Origin of the sequence: Acinetobacter sp. ANC 4173 (assembly GCF_004331255.1) — a bacterium.
Classification (GTDB): domain Bacteria; phylum Pseudomonadota; class Gammaproteobacteria; order Pseudomonadales; family Moraxellaceae; genus Acinetobacter.
In genome coordinates, this window is the sequence record NZ_SJOF01000005.1 from 1 (window position 1) to 23,923 (window position 23,923).

The window sequence follows — 23,923 nt, forward strand, 5'->3', positions numbered from 1 at the left end:
TTTCCTTTGTTGTTAGGACTGGACTTAGTTCTAAGCACGCTTGTCGAAACACTTGTTTTAAATCTTTATCACTTCACAGTACTTAAGTGATTTAACTTACATAACTTGCTTAAATGATGTCAATCTTGAATTCTGTGTCAGGAATTTGTCTACTTATACCTGTTGCTGTAGCAGGAAGAGTCCTATCTTTGCTGTGCTCTGTGATGTCTAATTCTCGAATCTTGTATGCGACATAATCAATTGTGGCATATAGGCTGCTAAGCAGATCAGTAACATCCATCTATCTTGTTATAATTTCCTTGTCAGGAATTTGTCCACTTATTTCCTTTGTTGTTAGGACTGGACTCAGTTCTAAGCACGCTTGTCGAAACACTTGTTTTAAATCTTTATCACTTCACAGTACTTAAGTGATTTAACTTACATAACTTGCTTAAATGATGTCAATCTTGAATTCTGTGTCAGGAATTTGTCTACTTATACCTGTTGCTGTATCAGGAAGAGTCCTATCTTTGCTGTGCTCTGTGATGTCTAATTCTCGAATCTTGTATGCGACATAATCAATTGTGGTCTATAGGCTGTTAAGCAGATCAGTAACATCCAGCTATCTTGTTGTAATTTCCTTGTCAGGAATTTGTCCACTTATTTCCTTTGTTGTTAGGACTGGACTCAGTTCTAAGCACGCTTGTCGAAACACTTGTTTTAAATCTTTATCACTTCACAGCACTTAAGTGATGTAACTTACTTAACTTAAGTATCTTATTAAAATGATGTCAGTTATGAATGCCGATGTTAGGAATTTGTCCACTTATATTTACTGTAAGGATAATGCGTTTATCTCGCTTAAGTTGTGTAACTTACTTAACTTTTTTAAATGATATAAATCTGGAATTCTGTGTCAGGATTTTGTCTACTTATACCTGTTGCTGAAGCAGGAAGAGTCCTATCTTTGCTGTGCTCTGTGATGTCTAATTCTCGAATCTTGTATGCGGCATAATCAATTGTGGTCTATAGGCTGTTAAGCAGATCAGTAACATCCAGCTATCTTGTTGTAATTTCCTTGTCAGGAATTTGTCCACTTATATTTACTGTAAGGGTAATACGTTCATATTACTTAAGTGATGTAACTTACTCAACTTAAGTATCTTATTAAAATGATGTCAGTCGTGAATGCTGATGTCAGGAATTTGTCCACTTATTTCCTTTGTTGCTATGACTAGACCCCGTACTCAGCTCTAAGCATGCTTGTCCTAACACTTGTTTTAAATCTTTATCACTTCACAGTACTTAAGTGATGTAACTTATATAACTTAGGTATCTTATTAAAATGATGTCGGTCGTGAATGCCGATGTAAGGAATTTGTCCACTTATATTTACTGTAAGGGTAATACGTTTATATTACTTAAGTGATGTAACTTACTAAACTTAAGTATCTTATTAAAATGATGTAAGTTATGAATACCGATGTCAGGAATTTGTCCACTTATTTCCTTTGTTGTTAGAACTGGACTCAGTTCTCAGCATGCTTGTCGTAACACCTGTTTTAAATCTTTATCACGTCATAGTACTTAAGTGATGCAACTTACTTAACTTAAGTATCTTATTAAAATGATGTCAGTCGTGAATGCTCATGTCAGGAATTTGTCCACTTATTTCCTTTGTTGCTATGACTAGACCCCGTACTCAGCTCTAAGCATGCTTGTCCTAACACTTGTTTTAAATCTTTATCACTTCACAGTACTTAAGTGATGTAACTTATATAACTTAGGTATCTTATTAAAATGATGTCGGTCGTGAATGCCGATGTAAGGAATTTGTCCACTTATATTTACTGTAAGGGTAATGCGTTTATCTCGCTTAAGTGATGTAACTTACATAACTTGCTTAAATGATGTCAATCTGGAATTCTGTGTCAGGAATTTGTCTACTTATACCTGTTGCTGAAGCAGGAAGAGTCCTATCCTTGCTGTACTCTGTGATGTCTAATTCTTGAATTTTGTATGCGGCATAATCAATTGTGGCCTATAGGCTGCTAAGCAGATCAGTAACATCCATCTTTGGGCAACGGTAAATTAAAAAGATTGGACGGAATCAGACAGTCTTCAACGTAACGTACAATTCGTGATGCTGTTGGCTCTGAAACTCCATGGTTCGTAGCAACGTGAAATAAAGTTCGGGATTCAGCCAATAGCTCAGACAAAGCAGAATCTGATCCTTCAAGCTTAACATGGGTGGTCTGCCTTTAGCAGGGACATGCATTTTAATTGCTCAACAATTCAATAGAAGGTAGACCATGCGATGCCCGTATATCGCTTAAACTATGTTTCAGAAAGCTTCTTTGAAGCCATATATGTCATCCGTAGAATATGTACGAATGCTAAAAAATGGGGGAAATATTGATTAAAAAGATGATCACTTTTTGAGTTATGGCAGAGATCTATTATTGCAAGAACATGGCGTTGAACGTCAAATGCTAATCATGAAATTATTAAAATGCTTAAGTAGGGGAGGGCGTGCAATTAAGCTTGAAGTGATTATCAAGTAAAATATCACTTCTTGTATTTAGCAACATAACCAACCTCTAACAAAGAAGAAAAATACTTTCTTACATTTTGAGTATCCAGAAGTTCACTTGCTATACGCTCATGAAAGTCTTCTTGGGTCTCTCCAACATAAGCAAACTCATTACCAAATTTTGGATTGTTGGTGATATCACATAGTTTCTTAGCAAAAAATAAACATTGTTTAGCAGTCAGTTTATAAGTTGGTTCTAAAGGAATACTACTCGTCTCTTTATCCTGTTCTTTTTCGTCAAACATGAAGTGTAATTCTGAAATATTTCTTCCCTCCTTTTTTTGTATATATGAAACAGTAATATCTGTAAATTTGTTAATTTGATTTATAGCAACTGTGAGAACTCTTTTCTTAAAGTCGCCCATCTTTTTATATTCGTCTTCTAACAATCCTAATTTTGATCTGAGATCATCAATTGAAATATATAACTTACCAGTTGATCTCCAACGTATGAGCAATTCATATAACCGAATAGCATAAACGCTCGTCAGTGGTGATATTTGCTTAAGTTCATATCTTGTGAACTTTTCTTCAAGCTTGACAAAGAGAGGGATAATGTCTGGAGCAAAAATTAGTTGTACACAGCCTTCTTCCTTAACATATCCAACTTTTGAAACCCATCTACTTTTGTATACCCCTATTTTTCCAGTTACAGGATCTATTGCCTTATAATTCAAATGTCTTTCAAAAAGATTATCACATGCTGATTGCAAAGCCTCATAGGAGGCTTGACGTCCTAAATTAAATTGCTTCATGTATTCAGAAGCATGGATCGTAAGTATTGTGTCGGAAGTAAGCTCTTTCTCAATTTCTCGAGCAGCTATGATTGCAATTAATATCAGTCTTTGCTCAGATAGATTTAGTGAATAAGATGCTTCAACCAAATTATTATCTTTGTATACGATGTTACTCATAGGGAGAAAAATTCAGAAAAGTATTATTAAGAGATATATTGACAATACTACTTAACGTCCATAAATGAAAGTATTTTAATAAAAAGAATTTGTCCATTTATACACAGAATTTGTCAACTTAGAAACAGGAATCTGTCAACTTATTGGTAGGAATCTGTCAACTTAGAAACAGGAATCAGTCAACTTATTGGTAGGAATCTGTCAACATATATCCTCTGTAATCCATACATAACAAGGCTTCTAGCTAAGATATAAATAATAAATATATATAAATATATATAAATTCAAAAAATAATATTGCTTGTGGATAACTTTAATTTTAATTTTTTTTCCTCGATAGTTGATTACTTCATGAATCGCTATTAAATTATATGCAAACAAACTTACGTAACTTACTCAAATTATGATTATCTTAGTTGGTGGTGAAAAAGGCGGAGCGGGTAAAAGCTGTTTAGCTCAAAATCTTGCTGTTTATTTACAACAAAGTAAAAGAGACGTTCTCTTATTAGATGCTGACCCTCAAGGTACAACAACTGATTGGATTAAAGAAAGAGATGAGAATGATGAATTAAACAATATTCCATCAGTACAAGCATCAGGGAATATACGCTCTATTTTAAAAGATTTGGACAAAAGATACCAAGATATCATTATTGATGCTGGTGGTCAGGATTCAGAAGCATTACGTTCAGCTATGACGATAGCCACACATATGTTATTACCATTTAGACCAAAACGCAGAGATTTGAAAACATTAGATCATATGGAACAAGTATTAAAATTAGCAAAAACAGTAAATCCTAATTTAAAGGCTAGAGCAATTATCACTCAATGTCCAACGCTTCCATCCCAAGTCCAAAGAATATTAGATGCAAAAGAAGCATGCAAATCATTTGGAATTGATGCATTGAATGCAATCACAACAAATCGAAATGTTTATGATGATGCTGATGAAAATGGACTTTCTGTTTTTGAAGTCAATAGTGATCCTAAAGCTAAAGCTGAAATTGAAAGTATTGCAATAGAATTTTTAGGAGTTTAACGATGGCTGGTCTAAATGGGTTAAATAAGAAATCACTGCCAACTGAAGATGACTTAAAGGTTGATGCATTCATATCTGGAGCCGATAAGAGAGTTAAATCTTTAGAACCTAGTAATAAAAAATTTATGCGGTGTACATTTTCTATAAATGAAGATGTGAGTAAATTGATTGATGAACTTGTAGTTAGAGGACAAAATGCGAGAATTAGTCGATCCAGTATTTTGCGAGTTGCTATAGAAAATCTAGCAACATATAGTCCAGACGAATTAAAAGAAATATTAAATAAATACGATAAATAATTTTAAAATGAATTCCCCATTTTTTAATGGGGAATTCTGATCTTAGACAAAACAATGGGATTTTCGGAGCTATGCTTGGCTGAAACGATAGCTTAATAATGTACATAAATATTTAATAGATCAATGATTTATAGCAATGCAACATGAGAAGTTACCTTTATTGATTGAGATTCGACACCTTTAATCAAAATCGGTAACTTCTTCTTTTTCAAGCTCTGTGTCAGATTAAGTCTGAACTAATACATATAATGGGCACTACAAGAAAAAGAGACCTCTGATCTTCTCTTTTGCCCTTATCATAAAGTTTATAGTGTTAATTTTAGAAATTCTAAAAACATAAATTTAGGTTTACCTTTACCCGATCAAGAACGATTAAAGTTCTATACGTCTTTACATCAATATTATCGGCAAAATGTTTTCGTACTAAGGCTTCAAAGTGAGATAAGTTATTTGAAATCATGATGATGATAAAAGAAACTCCTCCATTTACGAAATAACATTGCTGTATTTCATCTACAGATGAAAAATATTGTTTAGATCTATCCATGACAATAGACCTATCTTCACTTAATCTGACTTCAATAATAGACGTAATTTTTTCACCAAATTTTTTGGGATTTAAGATGGTGCAGTTCCGCTCAATGATTTTTTCATCTTCCATTTTTGCTATACGTCGTTGTACCGATGCTTGAGATAATCCAATAGCATCAGCAATTTCACGATGAGATGTTTTATTGTTTTGTTGTAAAACTCTTAAAATAGAATAATCAAAGTTATCTAAAGAAATATCCTTCATGATTAAATTTCTCAAATTTAATTAAATTATGATTAATTTACTCATATATGCCTATAAATTACAGCTTTTAATACGGTTGTCTGAACTAAAATCTTTTCATCACACAACAGATTAAAAAAATGATCCTTTTTAGCTCCAAACATGAAGTCGCTTTTCTCGCTGCCTTTCTATCTTTGATCTCAGTACAGATTGGTGCCGCTATCGCAAAAACAATCTTTCCTATTTTGGGACCAGAAAGCGTAGCTTTAATGAGATTGGGTTTATCAGCTGTTTTATTATGGATCATGTTCAAACCCTGGAAAGGGTTGAATAGAAATGTGTATTGGAAAGATTTAGTCTGCTATGGAGTCATCTTGAGTCTGATGAACCTTCTAATTTATAAAGCCTTTTCATATTTACCAGTAGGTATTGCCATTTCTATAGAAGTATTAGGGCCTTTAGCAGTTGCTATTTTTATGTCTAGACACAAACTAGATTTGATATGGGGAGGATTGGCACTCATAGGATTAGTTCTATTTCCTTCCGACAATATAGCGAATAATCTTAGCTATATTGGGATGTTCTATGCACTTGGTGCAGCAGTATGTTGGGGCCTGTATATTATTTATGGTGCGAATGTAGCAAAGGGAGGGGGAAATTCTGTGGCTATAGGAATGGCTATAGCTGCATTATGTGCAAGCCCATTTGGAATATGGAACATTAGCGGTATTTTTGAATCTAGTTGGATTCTTCTGCTTTGCTTTTTAGTGTCACTGCTTTCTAGCACAATTCCATTTCTACTAGATATTTTCGCAATGAAGACGTTGTCTCCAAAATTTTTTGGAATCTTATTAAGTACATCTCCTATAGTAAGTGCTTTAGCTGGATGGATAATTTTAGGTGAAAAATTAATTAACCATCAATTGATTGGTATCACCATAATTATGGTTTCATGTATGGGGTGCTTTTTCTGTTCTTATAAAAAATCTACAACCCATTTAACATAATAGCGCTTATAATAAGTACACTTGTATATTAATTTAAATATCAATAACTTAAAAATTTAACTCCAGCAAAAAAATACAAAAAATGCCGATTTTGAAACAAGTCGGCGTTTTATTATGCGAATTTGTCACTTTCAGCCAATAAAATTGATCAAAAAACGCTCATATTTTAACTTTTCCCTGATAACTCAATACGTCCAGCCCCGAAACTATCCGCAATTTCTGCGGATAAACCTTGGGATAAGTTTTGAGCAATGTTGTACGCTCAGGCTGACATCAATTAGGGAGCATTGCGTCTAGGCCACTATGGGGTTTTTTCATATGATGGGGACATAGAGAACAGGATGTTCCAACACATAAAACAATAATGATAAGTGCGACACCAGGACGTGAGGTACGACAGGAGTTATACCTAAGCAACCAATACGAAAAAGCCCGACAGGATGTCGGGCTTTTTTTTATTGCTGAATTGTGGTTAATCATGTGATTGGAATGAATTTCAAATCCTATTTTCAAAAGATTTCAGTCATAGAATGGTTTTGTGCGATTAAATCTAAAAAGAGCAAAAGATAAATAAACTCTGCATTTTTTTGATTCAGGTTGAGATGAATCACTGCACGATTCTCGTACAAAAAAAATTCCTACCAGGAAATAAAATACATCATTAAATTTTAAGTTATTGAAATAGATTGAAATAATAATTTGGCATATTTTATGCTTTTAAACATATTGCAACTTCATCAAGGAGTAGGTCAATGAGTACAACACGTTTATTCAAAGTAAAAAATATACGACTTATCGGGCAAAGTGCCTGTGAGTTATATATGGAAGATATTGAAAATTATTCAGTCAAAGGCTGGATTATTCATTGCAATGATGTGTTTGCACATCAATTTCATGAACAGCTTAATCATCTATGCCAATCAGAGAATCCATTCAATTCATTATTACAATTAAAGCAATATCATAAAGTCGAAGTGTTATGTTGATCAATTTTTTTCATGGGTGATAGTCAATTATCACCCATGATTACGCTTGTCTAAATTAATATAAGTTGTTGAAAAATAACAATAAAAAATTAAAAAAAACTAGACGATCTCAAAAATATCTTATATAAATTACTTATAGGAAAATTAATTTCTTAATAGGAAATTAAAAGTGTCTTTTTAATGATGTAAATACCTCCAAAATCATATAGAGGAAATACCATGTCTCAAGATCTTCTCGACCAGTATGTTTTAAAAATTTCTTGTCCTGCAGCTTCAGGTATTGTTGCAGCTGTTTCTGGCTATCTTGCGGGAAACAATTGCTTTATCAGTGAAATGTCACAATATGATGACGAAATTACTGGACGTTTCTTCACTCGAATCGTATTCCGTTTTAACGATGGCCATGGGGATCTTGAACAATTAAAACAGGGCTTCTCAGAAGTCACAGAAAAATTTTCATTGAATGCAAAATTCTATGAAAAGAAAAAACCAATGAAAGTGATGATTATGGTGAGTAAGTTTGATCATTGTTTATTGAACTTATTGTATCGCTACCATAAAGGTGAATTAAGTTTTGAGATCACTGCGATTGTATCGAATCATTTAGATTTGCGTGCGATTGCTGAACGTGAAGGCATTCGATTTATTTATCTGCCAGTGACCAAAGACACCAAACAGCAACAAGAAGAAGAACTGCTCAGAATCATTGATGAAACCAACACGGAATTGGTGATTTTAGCGCGCTATATGCAAATCTTGTCGAATAGCTTATGCACACAACTTGCAGGTCGTGCCATCAATATTCACCACTCATTTTTACCGGGTTTTAAAGGTGCTAAACCTTACCATCAAGCTTTTGATCGTGGTGTAAAACTGATTGGTGCGACAGCCCATTTTGTGACCAGTGATCTTGATGAAGGTCCGATTATTGAACAAGCGGTACAACGTGTAGACCATGATTTTCTTGCAGATGATTTAGTTGCCGTGGGTCGTGATACTGAAACTATCGCGCTGTCTAAAGCAGTGAAATATTTTGTTGAGCATCGTGTATTTATGAATGATAACCGTACGGTGGTGTTCAAATGAGTCTGGCCTTATTACAACAAGACGATGACAAAATTATTGATGGCAAAGCAATCGCCCAGCGTGTGCTAGAAGAAGTCAAAGAAGATGTGATCACATTGCAACAACAAGGTATTGAGCCTTGTCTGGCGGTGGTTTTAGTGGGTGATGATCCTGCCAGTCACGTGTATGTCCGCAATAAAGTCGAAAAAGCCAAATTTGTAGGCATTCGCTCTTTAGAGTTTCGCTTTGATGAGCAACTCTCTGAAGTCGATTTACTCGCCAAGATTGATGAGCTCAATGCAGATCCAAGCGTACATGGTATTTTGGTGCAATTGCCTTTACCAAAGCAAATTAATGAAACACAAGTATTGGAGCGGATTAACCCGAAAAAAGATGTCGATGGTTTTCATAGTGAAAACGTCGGTGGTCTGAGTCAGGGTCGAGATGTACTTACCCCATGCACACCAACTGGTTGTATTCGTTTGCTGAAAGACACTATGGGTCATGACTTAAGTGGTTTACATGCAGTCGTCATTGGACGTTCCAATATTGTGGGCAAGCCGATGGCAGCTTTATTACTTAAAGAAAGCTGCACAGTCACGATCGTACATTCCAAAACGAAAAATATCCAGCAGATTTGCCAGCAAGCCGACATCGTGGTTGCTGCCGTGGGGCGACCAAAAATGGTGAAAGCTTCATATCTGAAGGCAGATGCTGTGGTCATTGATGTGGGTATTAACCGCATTGTGGAAGACGGCAAGGCGCGTTTAGTCGGTGATGTCGATTTTGAAGATGCTCTGCCAATGGCAAGTGCCATCACGCCTGTCCCAGGTGGAGTCGGACCCATGACCATCGCCTATTTGATGAAAAACACTTTACAAGCAGCACGCTTACAACACCCAGATTTATAGATTGATTATAGGCGTTGCTTGACGCCTCGGAGGACACCCCATGCCATTTAGCCTACTGAAGTATGGATTAAGTAATGAATATCCAGTGGAAGTGGATTTACCTCCACCGAAGGAGCTGAAATCACACTATGATGTTGTCATTATTGGCGGCGGTGGTCATGGTTTAGCAACAGCCTATTATTTATCTAAATATCATGGGATTACCAATATTGCGGTATTGGAAAAGTCCTACCTTGGTGGTGGTAATACAGCGCGAAATACTGCTGTTATTCGCTCGAACTATTTAACTTCTGAAGGTGTGAAATTTTATGCTGAATCGGTACGTATGTTTAAAGATCTCTCGAATGAGTTTGACTTTAACATTATGTACTCTGAACGCGGGCAATTGACTTTAGCGCATACAGATTCAACGGTGCGCGCATTCCGTCAGCGCGCAGAAGTGAATAAGCATTTTGGTGGTCGGACAGAAATGATTGACCGCCAACAAATTAAAGAACTCGTTCCTTGCTTGAATTTAGACCCAGGACATTTACCCGTTCTAGCAGGCCTATGGCATATCGATGGTGCAACCGCACGACATGATGCCGTTGCTTGGGGTTATGCTAAAGAAGCAGCCAAACGTGGGGTAGAAATTCATCAGTTAACTGAAGTACAAGACTTTGTGATCGATAAGAATAAAGTCACTGCTGTGAAAACCAATCGCGGCACAGTGCAATGTGGTTGTATTGTTCAGGCGATTGCAGGAGCATCCTCTATTTTAATGAATAAGTTGAAAATTCGTGCACCGATTCATACTTATCCCTTACAAGCCATGGTCACGCAACCATTCAAGCCCTTTTTGAATCCTTTAGTTAGCTCTTCAGCATTACACTGCTATGTGCAGCAGACCAGTCGCGGTGAGATTGTTTTTGGTGGCGGTTCCGATCCTTACCCACTCTATAACACGCGTTCAACTTTAGATTTAAAAGAAAGTTTACTTGCTCATGCAATTGAAATGTTCCCCTTTATGGCCAATGCCAAACTTATGCGTCAATGGGCGGGTATCACTGATATGACACCAGACTATAGCCCGATTATGGGTAAATCGCCTTATGACAATTATTACTTGGATGCAGGTTGGGGAACTTGGGGTTTTAAGGCAACGCCAATTTGTGGAAAAACCATGGCAGAAATGGTGGCGACAGGTCGCACACCAGAAATGATTAAACCTTTTGAATTAGAACGTTTTAGTCGCTTCCAACAAGTGAATGAGATGGGTGCAACGGCTGCGAGCCATTAAGGAGAATATCAGATGAAAATTATGCATTGTCCTTTGAATGGACCTCGTAACATCAGTGAATTTACCTATGGCGGTGAAGTCAAACAGATGCCAGATCAAAATACCTGTACCGATATTGAATGGGCAGACTACGTTTTTAATAGCGATAACACCGCAGGAATTGTACGTGAATGGTGGATGCATACCCCCAGTAGTTACTGGTTTATCGCAGAACGCCATACCGTAACAGATGAAATTATCCGAACTTTTGATGCCAAAGAAATTTTTAATACGCGCGTTGAATTTGTAGCCGTAGAAAGTAAAAAAACAGCTGTCGCACAGCAACAGAAGGAGTCATTAGCATGAGCAATTTAAACTTACCCCGACTCCCTTTGCCTTACGGTACATTACTTGATCGTAGCCAAGAAATTGAATTCGAATTTGACGCTGAAAAATTTAAAGGTTTCGCAGGGGATAGCATCGCCAGTGCCTTGATTGCCAACCAGCGTTGGGTGATGTCCCGTTCGTTTAAGTACCATCGTCCACGTGCGCCACTCACGATGGCTGGTCAAGATGCCAATACTTTAATCCAATTACCACATGAAGCCAATGTGTTAGCAGATACGACAACCATTCATTCTGGATTGGTTTCTGGCGGGCAAAATTTCTCAGGTTCCCTGATGAAAGACTCGGACGCATTTTTAGGAAGATTTTCCAAATTTATGCCTGTCGGATTCTATTATCGCTCGTTTTATAAACCGAAAGGCGTGTGGAAACTTTGGGAACCAATCATTCGTAAAAAAGCAGGTTTAGGGGTATTGGACCTCAATTTTGAACCTGAATATTACGACAAGGCTTATTTATTTACCGATATCGCGATTGTGGGTGCTGGTCCAGCGGGGCTGCAAGCAGCGCTCAGTTCAGCAGATGCTGGCGCAAAGGTATTGCTAATTGAGCAAGATAAAATTCTCGGTGGTAGCCTGAACTATGCACGCTTCGATCTTAAAGGTGAAAAAGCCAATGCCTTACGCCAACAATTGCTGAGTGCAGTCGAGCAGCATGCCAATATTACTGTGATGACGGAGTCCATCTGTAATGCATGGTTTACCGATCATTATCTGCCTGTGATTCAAGGCAAGCGTTTATATAAAGTCCGCGCGAAGCAATGTATTGTAGCCAGTGGTAGCTTTGATCAACCTGTGGTATTTCGAAATAATGATTTACCGGGGGTGATTTTAACCAGTGCAGTGCAGCGTTTAATTAAACTCTATGCTGTTCAACCGGGTCAGAAGATTACGATTTTGACAGGTAATGATGATGGCTATTTGGCTGCACTGGATTTAATTGATGCCGGCTTAAATGTTGTGGCCTTGGTCGACATGCGAGAAACCGCGAAGGATCCTGCACTTTACGGAGCGCTCAAAGCCAAAAAAATTCCGTGCTACATGGGCAGTACCGTTTATGAAGCACTGCATGAAAAACATATGCATCGTGTAACGGGTGTTGATATTCGTAAGATTGTCTCTGAAGGAGAAGTCGGCACAGAGTCTAAAACAATCCCATGTGATGTACTGTGTATGTCCTCGGGTTATATGCCAGTGTATCAGTTGCTTTGTCAGGCGGGTGCCAAGCTCAGTTATGATGATCACAAAGCTGAATTTACCCTTTCTGGTTTACCAAAAGGACTGTATGTTGCAGGTTCAGTGAATGGGATACATAAGCTTGAGCATGTTCTAGATAATGCGCAACAAACTGCAAAATTGGCGGCTACACGAGCGTTGGAGCAAGCTGATGAGGGTTTATCGCTGCAACAATTCTCTGATCAAGATGTGAATTTTCCTTGGCCGATCTTTAGTCACCCTAAAGGCAAAGAATTTGTCGATTTTGATGAAGATTTACAAATTAAAGATATCGTGAATGCCACCAAGAGCGGCTATCGTGATGTGCAATTGGTTAAGCGTTTTTCAACTGTTGGTATGGGACCATCGCAAGGTCGTCATTCAGCCTTACCAACTGCACGTTTAGTGGCGAAATCGACAGATCGTAGTGTCAGTGAAACAGGTGTAACCACTGCACGTCCACCATTTACCGCAGAAAAACTCGCGCATGTTGCGGGACGTAGTTTTGATCCATACCGTCAAACTCCAATGCATACACGCCATATTGAAGCTGGCGCAAAAATGATGCCTGCGGGTAATTGGCAACGTCCTGCATTTTACGGTGATGCCAATAAACGTCTGCAAAACATCGAAAGTGAAGTGCAGAATGTGCGCCAAAATGTCGGCATGATTGATGTGTCGACTTTGGGTGGCTTAGAAATTCGTGGTTCAGACAGTGCTGAATTTTTAAATCGCCTCTATACCTTTGGATTCGCAAAATTGCCAGTAGGAAAAACCCGCTATGCGGTCATGGCGAACGAAGATGGTGTCGTCATTGATGATGGCGTTGCAGGGCGCCTCAGTGAAAATCATTTTTACGTGACAGCCACCACCAGTGGTGTAGATCGAATCTATCAACAAATGCTGAAGTGGAATGTGCAATGGCGTTTGAATGTGGATATTACCAATGTCACTACAGCACTTGCAGCGGTGAATATTGCAGGGCCAAACTCACGTGCAGTGATGCAAATGGTCTGTCAGGATGTGGACTTATCCAATGCAGCTTTTCCATATTTAGGACTTCGTGTAGGAACCATTTATGGCATACCAGTCCGTATTTTACGGGTTGGATTTGTGGGTGAATTGGGCTATGAAATCCACTTTCCCGCACGCTATGGTGAATTTATGTGGGATAAGCTCATGCAGGCAGGTCAAGCCTTTGACATGCGACCATTTGGGGTAGAAAGCCAACGTCTGTTACGTTTAGAAAAAGGCCATATCATCATTAGCCAAGATACCGATGGTATGACTCATCCTCAAGAAGTTGATTTGGGTTGGGCAGTGGCACGGAGTAAACCTTGGTTTGTGGGTAAACGATCCATTGAAATTTTAGAGGCACAAAATTTAAAACGTAAATTGGTCTCTTTTGTTTTAGATAAAACCCAAGAAAAGCCACTTGAAGGTCATATTGTATTGGATGGTAATGATATTTCTGGAAATATTACCTCATGTGAATACTCGCCTACGCTGGATCAAATTATTGGTATGGCTTATGTCGGCATCGAGCAAAGTGAAATTGGGCAGCAATTCCCGATTCGGGTAGAAAAAGGTCATGTGGTGCATGCGATGGTGGTAAAAGCCCCTTTCTATGACCCGAAAAACCAACGTCAGGAGATTTAAATATGAACGCATTATACGAAGTGGAACGCAGCCCGATTGCGAAAAGTACGACTGCGTCCTATCAAACTTTTGGCTTGGGTAAACAATTTTTAAAAGATATAGATATAGACGCAGAAAAACAGATTCAGCAGTGTGCAATCGTCGATTTGACCAATTTATCTCGAGTCGGTTTTCGTGGGCAAGATGCTGCTGACTACCTAATAAGCTATGGTTTTCAATTGCCTGAGCAGCCCAACCAAGCCTTACTCCAAGAAGATGGTTGCTGGGTCGCACGTTTATCCTTTACTGAATATTGTGTATTGGGTTCACTACATGACTTTGGTGAGCGAGTCAGTCAGCTTGAACAAGGCTGGACGATGGATGAGCGGGCAAATTATTTATTGCCGCGTCAAGACAGTCATGCATGGATTCAGTTAACAGGGCAGCATGTAGCGCTGGTCATGGCAAAGCTTTGTGGAATTGATCTACAACAACAGGCTTTTACTGTTGGACAGATAGCGCAGACTTCCGTCGCACGTATTAATGCGATTGTGATTAATGTCAGTGATGCTCAAACCCAAAAGTTTAATCTGCTGTGCGACCGTGCGGCTGCTTTATACCTCTGGGACGTCTTGATTGATGCAATGGACGAATTTGATGGGCGGGTGGCAGGTATTGAAGCCATCCTCTAAACCGATATAGCCAATCAAATACCGATTTGATCATTTTGCCCCAACCTAATGTTCAGATCGGTATTGGCTATATGCTAAAACGAAAATTCAATATTAGTCCATGAAAGAACATAATCTGTCTTCGAGTGTTCAATTGATTAAGAATATAAAATTATTCAGACAGTTAGACTGATTCAACCAAACTAATCATTACATCGGCACAACCTTCACGAGCGAGGCGAGCAGCTTTATATTCTTCGGAGTCATAGCATGCTTGTGCCGTTGCTAAGTCTGCAAACTCAATTACAACATGACGGCTAAATTCATGACCTTCTAAGCTATGTGAGTTACCCCCACGAGCCAAAAATTTAGCGCCATATTTCTGAAATGCAGCAGGGGCCAATTGCATATAGTGTTGGTATTGTTGCATGTCATGGATGGTTACATGTGCAATCCAGTAAGCAGTCATGGCGAATTCCTTTTAAGCCTGATCTAAAACATTTTTAGCAACTGCAGCGGCTTCCGCAATATGCTCAGCGACGGCTTGTTTTGCCCGATCTGGGTCTTGATGAATATAAATGGCTTCGCAGATATTTTTAATCCGTTGATAACCCGAAACTTCTCGCTTGGTTGATTTCATAGTCATGGCACGTAAACGGCTAATCCGACCATTTAAACGCTGTACCACTTCCCACGCGATGTAATGTTTAGCCGTGTTAAAGATGGTTTCATAGAGTTTGGCAGATGTTGCGATAATGTGATTAATATCATCAGCTGCAAAATCTTGCTCTAATTCAGCCAGTAGAACCTTTAAACGTTCACGGGTTGCATCATTGAGATTTTTAGTACAGTCCGCTACGGCACTTTGTTCGAGCAACAATCGAATTTCATAAATTTGCGAAGCAATGTCCCAATTCAGTAAAGAAACTATAGGGCCTTTGTTTGGCAGAATCTCAACAAGACCTTCTGCTTCAAGGTAACGTATCACTTCACGTACCACAGAACGACTGACCCCTAACTCTTCACATAATGTCCGTTCTACCAAACGTTTGCCCGATGGAAAGTAGCCCGTAATAATCGCATTGCGAACTTTCTCTAAACAAAGTTCACGCAAGGTGACTGGCGGATTTTCAATTTTAAGATTCATAAGAGTCGATCTTACCTAAATATGTGAGTCGCAATTTTGTTACATAACTTTCTTTGGAAAAGAGCATAACAAAGTATTGCATTTTTTTCATTATGTATTATGGTATACCATAAGATGTATGACAATACTAACCGACTCAACAGGGAAGAACAATGAACCTGATACGCAAAACCGTACTTCATATAGAAACCACCTATGTAGATGGCGCGAAAGAAGCCGCAACACCATTAAAAATGGTGGCAGCCGCCGCAGTCATTAAAAATCCATGGGCAGGACAGGGCTATGTTGAAAACTTAACCCCAGAAATCCGTCGTATCGCACCCATTTTAAGTGAACACTTAACCAAATTAATTATTGATGAGGTCGGTTCTGGTGCAGCCGTTGAAGCGTTTGGTAAAAGTGCCGTTGTAGGGCTAAATGGTGAACTTGAACATGCTTCAGCGCTTATTCACACCTTACATTTTGGCAACACTTATCGCAGTGCAGTAGAAGCCAAATCGTACTTGGCATTTAACAATACTCGTGGTCCAGCCAATGCAGCCATTTTAGTTCCAATGATGGACAAAAATGATGAAGGTCGCCGCTCACATTATTTAACGTTGCAATTCGCCATTCCTGATGCACCTGGACCAGATGAAATTGTGATTGTGATTGGTGCTGCGACAACTGGACGTCCACACCACCGTATTGGTGATCGTTACAAGGATTTAGAAGAGTTAGGACATGATCTCAAAAACCCAGCAGCTGTCAAATAACCGTATTGCTCACTATTTTGAGCAAGGTGAAGGAGAACCTTTGGTTCTCATTCACGGAGTCGGTATGCAAGCGGAAGCATGGTATCCGCAAATCGAATTTTTTTCGAACCAATATCGGGTTATTTCAGTGGATATGCCCGGTCATGGTCAAAGTACTCAATTACCAGTCGATGCCTCATTACAAGACTTTGTCGACTGGACCATTGAATTTATTAGTGCGTTAGGTTTAGGTCCAGTCAATTTGGCTGGACACTCCATGGGTTCACTGATTACCGCAGGTGTTAGTGTCACGCGTCCTGATTTGGTCAAACGTATGGCGGTGTTAAATGGAGTATACCGTAGAACACCTCAAGCTCGCCAAGCTGTAATGCAACGTGCTGAAGAGTTGAAGCATGGTCATATTGATGTTGAAACACCGTTACAACGTTGGTTTGGTGAAAGTGAACTAGAACAAATTGCTTCAGCAAAAGTAAAGTCTTGGTTAGAAAGTGTAAATCTGTTGGGGTATACCACCGCATATTCAGCATTTGCCAGCGGAGATGAAACTTATGCAGATGGTTGGTCGAAAATTGCCTGCCCAGCACTGGTTTTAACTGGGACAGATGACCCAAACTCAACAGCAGAAATGACCGAACAAATGGCGAATCAAGCGCCAAATGGAACAGCCGTTATTATTGAAAATGAAAGACATATGGTGAATTTAACCGCACCAGAAAAAGTTAATCAGGCAATGCAAGCTTGGCTGAATACAGCCGCTTAGGTTGCTGATCGATCACAGGAGTATCGACATGAGTGAACAGGATGTAGTTAATAAAATGCGCGAACTACGCGACGCTTTTGGGTCTTTCATGACTGGCGTTACCGTAGTCACTACCTGTAAAGAGGATGGAACGCCTCTAGGTTTTACTGCCAACTCTTTTGCTTCGGTGTCTTTGGACCCAGCTTTACTGCTTGTCAGTATTGCCAAGACATCAAGCAATTATCATAATTTTGCCGATGCTGCACATTTTGCAATTAATATTTTGGCAGAAGAGCAAAAAGATATTTCAAATACCTTTGCCCGCCCAAGTGATGACCGTTTTGCAAATCTCGCATGGACAACCAGTCCTTGCAAGAACCCATTAATTGATCAAGTAAGTGCATGGTTTGACTGCACGACGCATCAGATTGTGGATGCAGGTGATCATGCGATTTTAATTGGTAAAGTTGAAAATTTTGCATCCGCAGGTTTTGCTGGATTAGGCTATTACCGTGGCGGCTATTTCACTCCAGCAAAACTTTCTGCTGAAGTCATTACTGGTCCGAAAGTAGTGATCAGTGCCATTATTGGCCATGAAAATAAAATTCTCTTGGTAGAAACGCCTGATCATAAATGGACGATTCCACATGTCATGGTCGGCAAAGATGGTGCCGATCAAGCATTAGAAAGCATTTTTGAACAATATCAGCCCGATGCTTCTGCTAGCTTCATTTATTCGGTTTATGAAAATATTGAAAATCAACAACAATATATTTCATTCTTATGTAATACCCCAGTAGATGATGCCATTGCGGGAACCTTTGTCGATTTAAACCAATTAGAACAACTCGAATTTGTCGATAGTGCCTTAGAAAGTATGTTAATGCGTTATCGTAAAGAGAATCACCTAAAAACATATGGTGTTTATTACGGTAATCAAACCAGCGGAACGGTTCGTCAAATTGTTAAAGAGGGAGTTTAATCATGCGTTTTTCATTATTTGTGCATATGGAACGAGTTTCTGATCAACAAACACAGAAGCAACTTTATGATGAAATGGTTGAACTCTGTCAAATTGCAGACCGCGGCGGTATGCATGCGATTTGGACGGGTGAACACCATGCGATGAACTTTACCATTGCTCCTAACCCCTTTATTAATTTAGCGGATTTGGCCAATAAAACTCAAAATGTACGTCTAGGTACAGGAACAATTGTTGCCCCTTTTTGGCATCCTATTAAGCTTGCTGGCGAAGCGGCGATGACCGATATTATTACCAATGGTCGTTTAGATATCGGGATTGCCCGTGGAGCCTATTCATTTGAATATGAGCGGATGGTTCCTGGAATGGATGCATGGAGTGCAGGTCAGCGTCTACGTGAAATGATTCCCGCTGTAAAGAACTTATGGAAAGGTGATTATGAACATAAAGGTGAGTTTTGGCAGTTCCCGAAAACTACATCAGCACCGCAACCCCTTCAACAGCCTTTTCCGCCAATTTGGGTGGCAGCGCGTGATCCAAACAGCCATGAGTTTGCGGTGCAAAACGGCTGTAATGTGCAAGTGACACCTTTACATTTTGGCGATGACGAAGTTGAAAAACTAATGGGACACTTCAACACAGCTTGTGAAAAGTTTGCTGATATTCCTCGCCCTGAAATTATGTTACTCCGCCATACCTATGTAGCTGACAGTGAAGCAGACGCTCAATTGGCTGCTGATGAAATTAATACGTTCTATAACTATTTTGGTGCATGGTTTAAAAATGAGCGAGAAATTACTCAAGGCTTAATTGCACCATTAAGTGCTGAAGAAATCGCAGCACATCCATTTTATACCCCTGAAGCAATGCGTAAGAATAATGTGATTGGTCAAGCGCAAGAAGTAATTGATCGTCTGAAAGCTTATGAAGCGATGGGATATAACGAATATTCATTCTGGATTGACACTGGTATGAGTTTTGAACGCAAAAAAGCTTCGTTAGAACGTATGATCAATGAAGTAATGCCTGCATTTGCATAAGAGAGGCAAGGACGATGACCTCAGAATTTCAATTGTATATTAACGGTCAGTTTGAAGCGGGTGCTGCACGTTTTAGCAGTATTAACCCTGCAACTGGTCAAGTGTGGGCAGAAATGCCTGAGGCACGCAGCGATGAAGTCAATCGTGCTGTCGATGCTGCACAGCAAGCATTAACTGATCCTGCTTGGGCTAGCTTAACTGCATCTCAGCGAGGACAGTTGCTTTATAAACTTGCCGATTTAATTGAACAGGCTGCACCGCAGTTAGCTGAAATTGAAACTCAGGATACAGGCAAGATTATACGTGAAACGTCTAGTCAAATTGCTTATGTGGCGCAATATTACCGTTACTACGCAGGTGTTGCAGATAAAATACAGGGCAGCTTTATTCCTGTAGATAAACCAGACATGCAAGTGTGGACCGTGCGTGAACCTGTTGGGGTGATTGCTGCGATTGTGCCTTGGAACAGCCAACTGTTTTTGTCTGCTGTTAAACTTGGTCCAGCTTTGGCCGCAGGTTGCACTGTCGTGCTCAAAGCATCAGAAGAAGGGCCAGGGCCTTTACTTGAGTTTGCAAAACTTGTGCATGCCGCAGGTTTTCCAGCAGGTGTCGTGAACATTATTACAGGCTTCGGTCCCGAATGTGGTGCAGTGCTGAGTAGCCACCCTAAAGTAGCGCATGTCGCTTTTACGGGTGGGCCTGAAACAGCTAAGCATATCGTCAAAAATAGTGCTGAAAATTTAGCCAAGGTTTCTTTGGAACTGGGCGGTAAATCTCCCTTTATCGTATTTGCAGATGCTGACTTACAAAGTGCAGTCAACGCACAAGTGGCTGCAATTTTTGCAGCAACAGGTCAAAGCTGTGTGGCTGGTTCGCGTTTATTGATTGAAGCCAGTATCAAAGATCAATTTTTAGAAAAATTGGTTGAGCGAGTACAGCGCATTCGTGTTGGCTTGCCAAATGACATGGCCACTGAGTATGGTCCACTTTGTACTTTGCGCCAACGTGAAAAAATTGAGCAGGTGGTACACGCTTCTATTCAACAAGGGGCAATCTTGTTGACGGGTGGGCAGGCATTAGACAGAGATGGCTTTTATTATGCGCCAACCATTTTGGACTGTAGTACGGCACCTCAGGCTGATTGTATTACCACAGAATTGTTTGGCCCAGTGCTATCGGTAGATAGCTTCACCACTGAACAAGAAGCCATCCAAAAAGCCAATAGCACCCCCTATGGATTGGCTTCAGGTGTATTTACCACCAACTTAACTCGTGCCCATCGCATGACCAAAGCGATCTGTGCAGGCATTGTTTGGTTAAACACCTATCGTGCCGTTTCTCCTTTGGCCCCCTTTGGTGGCTATGGTTTATCGGGTCATGGTCGCGAAGGTGGCTTAGATGCGGTATTGGATTACACCACCACTAAAACGGTATGGCTAAGAACCTCAGATGACCCGATTGATGACCCTTTCGTCATGAGGTAAAGCGGGTTTATGCCATATTTTAGGATTATTTAATTATTTAGATAATTTAAATAAACGGATTGCTCGAAGAAAATGGATTTTCGATTGAGCCAACTTCGATGGAGATATCGAGTTGGCACGGCATTGCTTTATATAACATTTAAAACAATGACCTACAAAATTTTATTTTATTCAATTCCGTTTGACTTAACAAAAAGGATATCCCTAGTAGACGAAACTCAATTGCAGTATTTTTAGATTAAGTAATAAATGGTTTAAAAATTGCTTTGCATTTTGGGAATAAAAAATTCCTTGAAAGAATTCTTGGAATCGTCATCTAGGCCAATTCTCTATAAAAGTGAGATTAAGGATATGAGTCAAAATGCAACAACAGGAAAAGCTTTTGAAATAGAAAGCAACAGTATCGATTATGTTGATCCGTCGCAAAGAAACGGCAACGTAAAAGATTTATTTACTTTGTGGTTCTGTACCAATATTGCACCCTTGGCAGTGATTACGGGAGCTATGGCTGTACAGACATTTAAATTGAACATCATCAGTGCCTTTACAGCAATTTTGTTTGGTCATTTCTTTGGCGCAGCTATTTTAGCCTTAACCTCGGCGCAAGGGCCGCAGGTCGGTATTCCTCAAATGATCCAGAGTCGTGCACAATTTGGTCGCTATGGCGCATTATTGGTGGTTATTTTCACGACTTTCATTTATCTGGGCTTTTTTACCTCCAACATTATTTTGTCGGGTAAAACCTTACATACCGTTATTCCTGCAATCCCCGTACCGACAGCAACCGTAATTGGTGCCATTGTTGCGACCTTAATCGGGATTATTGGTTATCACTTTATCCATAAGTTCAACAAAATTGGCACATGGTTTATGGGTGGGGCGCTTTTAATTGGTTTTGCACTGATGATTCCGCATGTAACGGCTGAGGTTCTTGCCAAAGGGTCTTTTAACTTAAAAGGTTGGTTTGCTATGTTCTGCGTATGCGCAATCTGGCAAATTAGTTTTTCTCCTTATACTTCGGATTACTCACGTTACCTACCTAAAGAAATTGGTATTTTCAAACCGTTTATTAATACCTACTTAGGTGCAGCTCTAGGTACGATCATTGCATTTAGCTTTGGTATGCTTGCGGTCAGTATTATGACCACCAATGATGCCATGCTTGCGGTTAAAACTGTCACAGGTGGTTTTGGCTATGTACTCATGATTTTGTTCTTATGTAATATCATTGGGCATAATGCCATGAATTTATATGGCGCATCACTTTCCTTTATTACTGCGATTCAAACCTTTGCAGGGAAGTGGATCCCGAGTAAAAATACGCGCATTCTTTTGTCGATCTTCGTACTCATTCTTTCAACAGGAACTGCACTCTGGGCATCAAGCAGCTTTATCAGCTACTTCCTAAACTTCATCTTTGCGTTGTTATTTATCCTTATTCCTTGGGTCGTTATTAACCTGATGGATTTCTATTACATCAACAAAAAGCGTTATGACATTGATGCTATTTTTGATGAAAACGGTGGTAAATACGGTAAATACAATGTTAAAACCCTCGCTGCCTATTTCATTGGAATTGTGGTTCAAATTCCATTCCTGACCAACTCGTTCTTTACCGGTACGTTTGCCAACATTATTCCAGATGTCGATATTTCTTGGATTGTCGGCATGTTGGTTACCGCAGTGATCTATTACCTGTTTAATCAGTCCAAGGTCTCTGCACGTCATTACGACGTCTCAACCAAAAAATGTTAAGTCAAGGTAAAGACATTAAGTTTGTAAGGAATAAAAAATGAAACATTCATATTATCGTTTTGGCTTAGGTTTAATCAGTACGAGTCTCGCACTGCCTTGTTTTGCAGCAATTACTTTGGGTGATGCCCAAACCGACACTGGTGCACTGACCATTTCAGGTTATGTACGTGCCAATTATCAAGATAAAAATTATGGTTCCGATAATGACCATAAACTGCAATTTAATGCTGCGAAGCTGGCTTTAGACTATGCAACACCGAAATGGTTTGCACATGGTGAATACCGTTGCTACCAGTATAATACTTTATGTGATTTCTCGACTTTGGTCGATGCTTATGCAGGTTATCGTTTTAATGAACAACAAAATGTGACCGTAGGTTTACAACCGATTCCTTTTGGTGTGGCACGTTTTTGGGAAAGTTCATTATATGGTGGTATTAACAACACCATGGGCTTAGAAGATGCACATAATTTGGGCGTGAACTACCATCATGAACTGAATTCAACCAAAATAGATTTGGCTTACTTTGCCACTGATGGTGGAAACTACCATGGTGATAGTCGTGATTCAGCACGTTATACAGGCAACTTTGTAGAGTCGGATGATGCAACGCGTTCAACACTGAATGAAAAAAATATGTGGATTGGACGAATTAGCCAAGACATTAAATTAAACAGTGTGCCTGATTTGAGTTTAAACCTAGGCGGCTCCTACTGGCATTCAGACATTGAAAATAAGACCACAGACTTAGATGGCTCCCGTAAAGCGTGGGCATTGTTTGGAAGTTTGGCTTATCAAAATCTAGCATTGACACTTACCGGTGGTAAAAATTCAGTAAGCAATCAAGATTCAATTCGTCCACATGAGTCAGTGATGGGTTCTTATGATGGTGAATATGACGTTGCCAATAAGGGTGCATTTTATACAGCCGATGTTCGTTATAACTTTAAAGATGTATACAAAGGCTTAAGCATTACCCCCTATGCGGCATATACCACTTATGTCAAAGATCAGGATGGCTATAAAGATTCAACCCGAAACTTTTTAGGTGCTTCATTTGACTATAAAAAGGTGTCTTTAGTGGCTGAATATATCTTCAGTAAGAATGACCCATTTATTGGTGGAACTCAGGCTGCGTTAGCGCAAGGCGATGCTGATGACAAATGGAATAGACTATTGAACTTAACCTTCTTCTATTATTTCTAATTGGTAAAATGGGCAGACTGCTCAAAAAAATTTCCTCATTTATCTGGTATACCATAT

Annotated in this window: 21 protein-coding genes; 17 read left to right on the forward strand and 4 right to left on the reverse strand. The window is 39.3% G+C overall.

Translation table 11 applies throughout. From position 1 onward, the window contains the following. Positions 1-2,547: 2,547 nt before the first annotated feature. Positions 2,548-3,486, reverse strand: coding sequence for a replication initiation protein RepM (gene repM / locus E0H94_RS07645; RefSeq protein WP_131325858.1), 939 nt, complete (start codon positions 3,484-3,486; stop codon positions 2,548-2,550). Positions 3,487-3,889: 403 nt separating this feature from the next. Between repM and E0H94_RS07650 the strand changes: the two genes are divergently transcribed. After that, positions 3,890-4,528 (forward strand): AAA family ATPase, encoded by a 639-nt coding sequence (locus E0H94_RS07650; protein WP_131325859.1) that lies wholly within the window; start codon positions 3,890-3,892, stop codon positions 4,526-4,528. Positions 4,529-4,530: 2 nt separating this feature from the next. Continuing rightward, positions 4,531-4,827, forward strand: coding sequence for a hypothetical protein (locus E0H94_RS07655; protein WP_131325860.1), 297 nt, complete (start codon positions 4,531-4,533; stop codon positions 4,825-4,827). A 328-nt stretch (positions 4,828-5,155) separates the two neighbouring features. On the opposite strand, the gene E0H94_RS07660 is transcribed toward E0H94_RS07655, so the two are convergent. Then, positions 5,156-5,623 (reverse strand): Lrp/AsnC family transcriptional regulator, encoded by a 468-nt coding sequence (locus tag E0H94_RS07660; RefSeq protein ID WP_131325861.1) that lies wholly within the window; start codon positions 5,621-5,623, stop codon positions 5,156-5,158. 119 nt (positions 5,624-5,742) lie between these two features. Between E0H94_RS07660 and E0H94_RS07665 the strand changes: the two genes are divergently transcribed. From E0H94_RS07665 to E0H94_RS07705, 8 genes are all read left to right on the forward strand, one after another. Further along, the gene (locus E0H94_RS07665; RefSeq protein WP_131325862.1) at positions 5,743-6,609 is read left to right on the forward strand and encodes an EamA family transporter; all 867 of its coding nucleotides are present in this window, start codon (positions 5,743-5,745) and stop codon (positions 6,607-6,609) included. A gap of 752 nt (positions 6,610-7,361) precedes the next feature. After that, entirely contained in the window at positions 7,362-7,595 is a 234-nt protein-coding gene (locus tag E0H94_RS07675) for a hypothetical protein (RefSeq protein WP_131325863.1), read from the forward strand. Positions 7,596-7,814: 219 nt separating this feature from the next. Further along, a complete protein-coding gene (purU, locus tag E0H94_RS07680; protein ID WP_131325864.1) occupies positions 7,815-8,681 on the forward strand; it encodes a formyltetrahydrofolate deformylase in 867 nt (288 codons plus the stop codon). Next, entirely contained in the window at positions 8,678-9,571 is an 894-nt protein-coding gene (gene folD, locus E0H94_RS07685; protein ID WP_131325865.1) for a bifunctional methylenetetrahydrofolate dehydrogenase/methenyltetrahydrofolate cyclohydrolase FolD, read from the forward strand. Before purU ends, folD begins: the two co-directional genes overlap by 4 nt. A 40-nt stretch (positions 9,572-9,611) precedes the next feature. After that, complete coding sequence (locus E0H94_RS07690) at positions 9,612-10,850, forward strand: FAD-dependent oxidoreductase (RefSeq protein ID WP_131325866.1); 1,239 nt, start codon at positions 9,612-9,614, stop codon at positions 10,848-10,850. A gap of 12 nt (positions 10,851-10,862) precedes the next feature. Continuing rightward, complete coding sequence (locus E0H94_RS07695) at positions 10,863-11,195, forward strand: sarcosine oxidase subunit delta (RefSeq protein WP_119064000.1); 333 nt, start codon at positions 10,863-10,865, stop codon at positions 11,193-11,195. After that, complete coding sequence (locus E0H94_RS07700; RefSeq protein WP_131325867.1) at positions 11,192-14,107, forward strand: glycine cleavage T C-terminal barrel domain-containing protein; 2,916 nt, start codon at positions 11,192-11,194, stop codon at positions 14,105-14,107. The genes E0H94_RS07695 and E0H94_RS07700 overlap by 4 nt, the downstream gene beginning before the upstream one ends. Before the next feature lie 2 nt (positions 14,108-14,109). After that, entirely contained in the window at positions 14,110-14,778 is a 669-nt protein-coding gene (locus tag E0H94_RS07705; protein ID WP_131325868.1) for a sarcosine oxidase, read from the forward strand. A gap of 163 nt (positions 14,779-14,941) precedes the next feature. Here the strand turns inward: E0H94_RS07705 and E0H94_RS07710 are convergent, their stop codons facing one another. Then, on the reverse strand, positions 14,942-15,226 hold the full coding sequence (locus E0H94_RS07710) for a DUF1330 domain-containing protein (RefSeq protein WP_086210601.1): 285 nt from the start codon (positions 15,224-15,226) through the stop codon (positions 14,942-14,944). A gap of 12 nt (positions 15,227-15,238) precedes the next feature. Beyond that, positions 15,239-15,904, reverse strand: a complete 666-nt coding sequence (locus E0H94_RS07715) for a GntR family transcriptional regulator (protein WP_086210600.1) — start codon at positions 15,902-15,904, stop codon at positions 15,239-15,241. Between the two features lie 152 nt (positions 15,905-16,056). Between E0H94_RS07715 and E0H94_RS07720 the strand changes: the two genes are divergently transcribed. From E0H94_RS07720 to E0H94_RS07750, 7 genes are all read left to right on the forward strand, one after another. Further along, a complete protein-coding gene (locus tag E0H94_RS07720) occupies positions 16,057-16,659 on the forward strand; it encodes an amino acid synthesis family protein (protein ID WP_086210599.1) in 603 nt (200 codons plus the stop codon). Then, positions 16,628-17,419, forward strand: coding sequence for an alpha/beta fold hydrolase (locus tag E0H94_RS07725; RefSeq protein WP_086210598.1), 792 nt, complete (start codon positions 16,628-16,630; stop codon positions 17,417-17,419). Before E0H94_RS07720 ends, E0H94_RS07725 begins: the two co-directional genes overlap by 32 nt. A gap of 28 nt (positions 17,420-17,447) precedes the next feature. Then, positions 17,448-18,380, forward strand: coding sequence for a flavin-dependent trigonelline monooxygenase reductase component (gene tgnA / locus E0H94_RS07730; RefSeq protein ID WP_131325869.1), 933 nt, complete (start codon positions 17,448-17,450; stop codon positions 18,378-18,380). A 2-nt stretch (positions 18,381-18,382) separates the two neighbouring features. Further along, positions 18,383-19,420 carry a flavin-dependent trigonelline monooxygenase oxygenase component gene (gene tgnB / locus E0H94_RS07735; RefSeq protein WP_086210596.1) on the forward strand — a complete coding sequence of 346 codons (1,038 nt, stop codon included), beginning with the start codon at positions 18,383-18,385 and terminating at the stop codon, positions 19,418-19,420. A 14-nt stretch (positions 19,421-19,434) separates the two neighbouring features. Continuing rightward, the gene (gene tgnC / locus E0H94_RS07740; RefSeq protein ID WP_131325870.1) at positions 19,435-20,904 is read left to right on the forward strand and encodes a (Z)-2-((N-methylformamido)methylene)-5-hydroxybutyrolactone dehydrogenase; all 1,470 of its coding nucleotides are present in this window, start codon (positions 19,435-19,437) and stop codon (positions 20,902-20,904) included. 351 nt (positions 20,905-21,255) lie between these two features. Beyond that, a complete protein-coding gene (locus tag E0H94_RS07745; RefSeq protein ID WP_131325871.1) occupies positions 21,256-22,659 on the forward strand; it encodes a purine-cytosine permease family protein in 1,404 nt (467 codons plus the stop codon). Positions 22,660-22,696: 37 nt separating this feature from the next. Beyond that, positions 22,697-23,866 (forward strand): porin, encoded by a 1,170-nt coding sequence (locus E0H94_RS07750; RefSeq protein ID WP_131325872.1) that lies wholly within the window; start codon positions 22,697-22,699, stop codon positions 23,864-23,866. The last annotated feature ends 57 nt before the right edge of the window (positions 23,867-23,923 follow it).

Coding starts and splice junctions, on each gene's coding strand:
- E0H94_RS07675 (WP_131325863.1), top strand. CDS start 7,362: ATGAGTACAACACGTTTATTCAAAGTAAAAAATATACGACTTATCGGG.
- purU (WP_131325864.1), top strand. CDS start 7,815: ATGTCTCAAGATCTTCTCGACCAGTATGTTTTAAAAATTTCTTGTCCT.
- E0H94_RS07655 (WP_131325860.1), top strand. CDS start 4,531: ATGGCTGGTCTAAATGGGTTAAATAAGAAATCACTGCCAACTGAAGAT.
- tgnB (WP_086210596.1), top strand. CDS start 18,383: ATGCGTTTTTCATTATTTGTGCATATGGAACGAGTTTCTGATCAACAA.
- E0H94_RS07650 (WP_131325859.1), top strand. CDS start 3,890: ATGATTATCTTAGTTGGTGGTGAAAAAGGCGGAGCGGGTAAAAGCTGT.
- E0H94_RS07745 (WP_131325871.1), top strand. CDS start 21,256: ATGAGTCAAAATGCAACAACAGGAAAAGCTTTTGAAATAGAAAGCAAC.
- E0H94_RS07665 (WP_131325862.1), top strand. CDS start 5,743: ATGATCCTTTTTAGCTCCAAACATGAAGTCGCTTTTCTCGCTGCCTTT.
- E0H94_RS07690 (WP_131325866.1), top strand. CDS start 9,612: ATGCCATTTAGCCTACTGAAGTATGGATTAAGTAATGAATATCCAGTG.
- E0H94_RS07660 (WP_131325861.1), bottom strand. CDS start 5,623: ATGAAGGATATTTCTTTAGATAACTTTGATTATTCTATTTTAAGAGTT.
- folD (WP_131325865.1), top strand. CDS start 8,678: ATGAGTCTGGCCTTATTACAACAAGACGATGACAAAATTATTGATGGC.
- tgnA (WP_131325869.1), top strand. CDS start 17,448: ATGAGTGAACAGGATGTAGTTAATAAAATGCGCGAACTACGCGACGCT.
- E0H94_RS07725 (WP_086210598.1), top strand. CDS start 16,628: ATGATCTCAAAAACCCAGCAGCTGTCAAATAACCGTATTGCTCACTAT.
- E0H94_RS07715 (WP_086210600.1), bottom strand. CDS start 15,904: ATGAATCTTAAAATTGAAAATCCGCCAGTCACCTTGCGTGAACTTTGT.
- E0H94_RS07710 (WP_086210601.1), bottom strand. CDS start 15,226: ATGACTGCTTACTGGATTGCACATGTAACCATCCATGACATGCAACAA.
- E0H94_RS07750 (WP_131325872.1), top strand. CDS start 22,697: ATGAAACATTCATATTATCGTTTTGGCTTAGGTTTAATCAGTACGAGT.
- E0H94_RS07695 (WP_119064000.1), top strand. CDS start 10,863: ATGAAAATTATGCATTGTCCTTTGAATGGACCTCGTAACATCAGTGAA.
- E0H94_RS07700 (WP_131325867.1), top strand. CDS start 11,192: ATGAGCAATTTAAACTTACCCCGACTCCCTTTGCCTTACGGTACATTA.
- E0H94_RS07720 (WP_086210599.1), top strand. CDS start 16,057: ATGAACCTGATACGCAAAACCGTACTTCATATAGAAACCACCTATGTA.
- E0H94_RS07705 (WP_131325868.1), top strand. CDS start 14,110: ATGAACGCATTATACGAAGTGGAACGCAGCCCGATTGCGAAAAGTACG.
- repM (WP_131325858.1), bottom strand. CDS start 3,486: ATGAGTAACATCGTATACAAAGATAATAATTTGGTTGAAGCATCTTAT.
- tgnC (WP_131325870.1), top strand. CDS start 19,435: ATGACCTCAGAATTTCAATTGTATATTAACGGTCAGTTTGAAGCGGGT.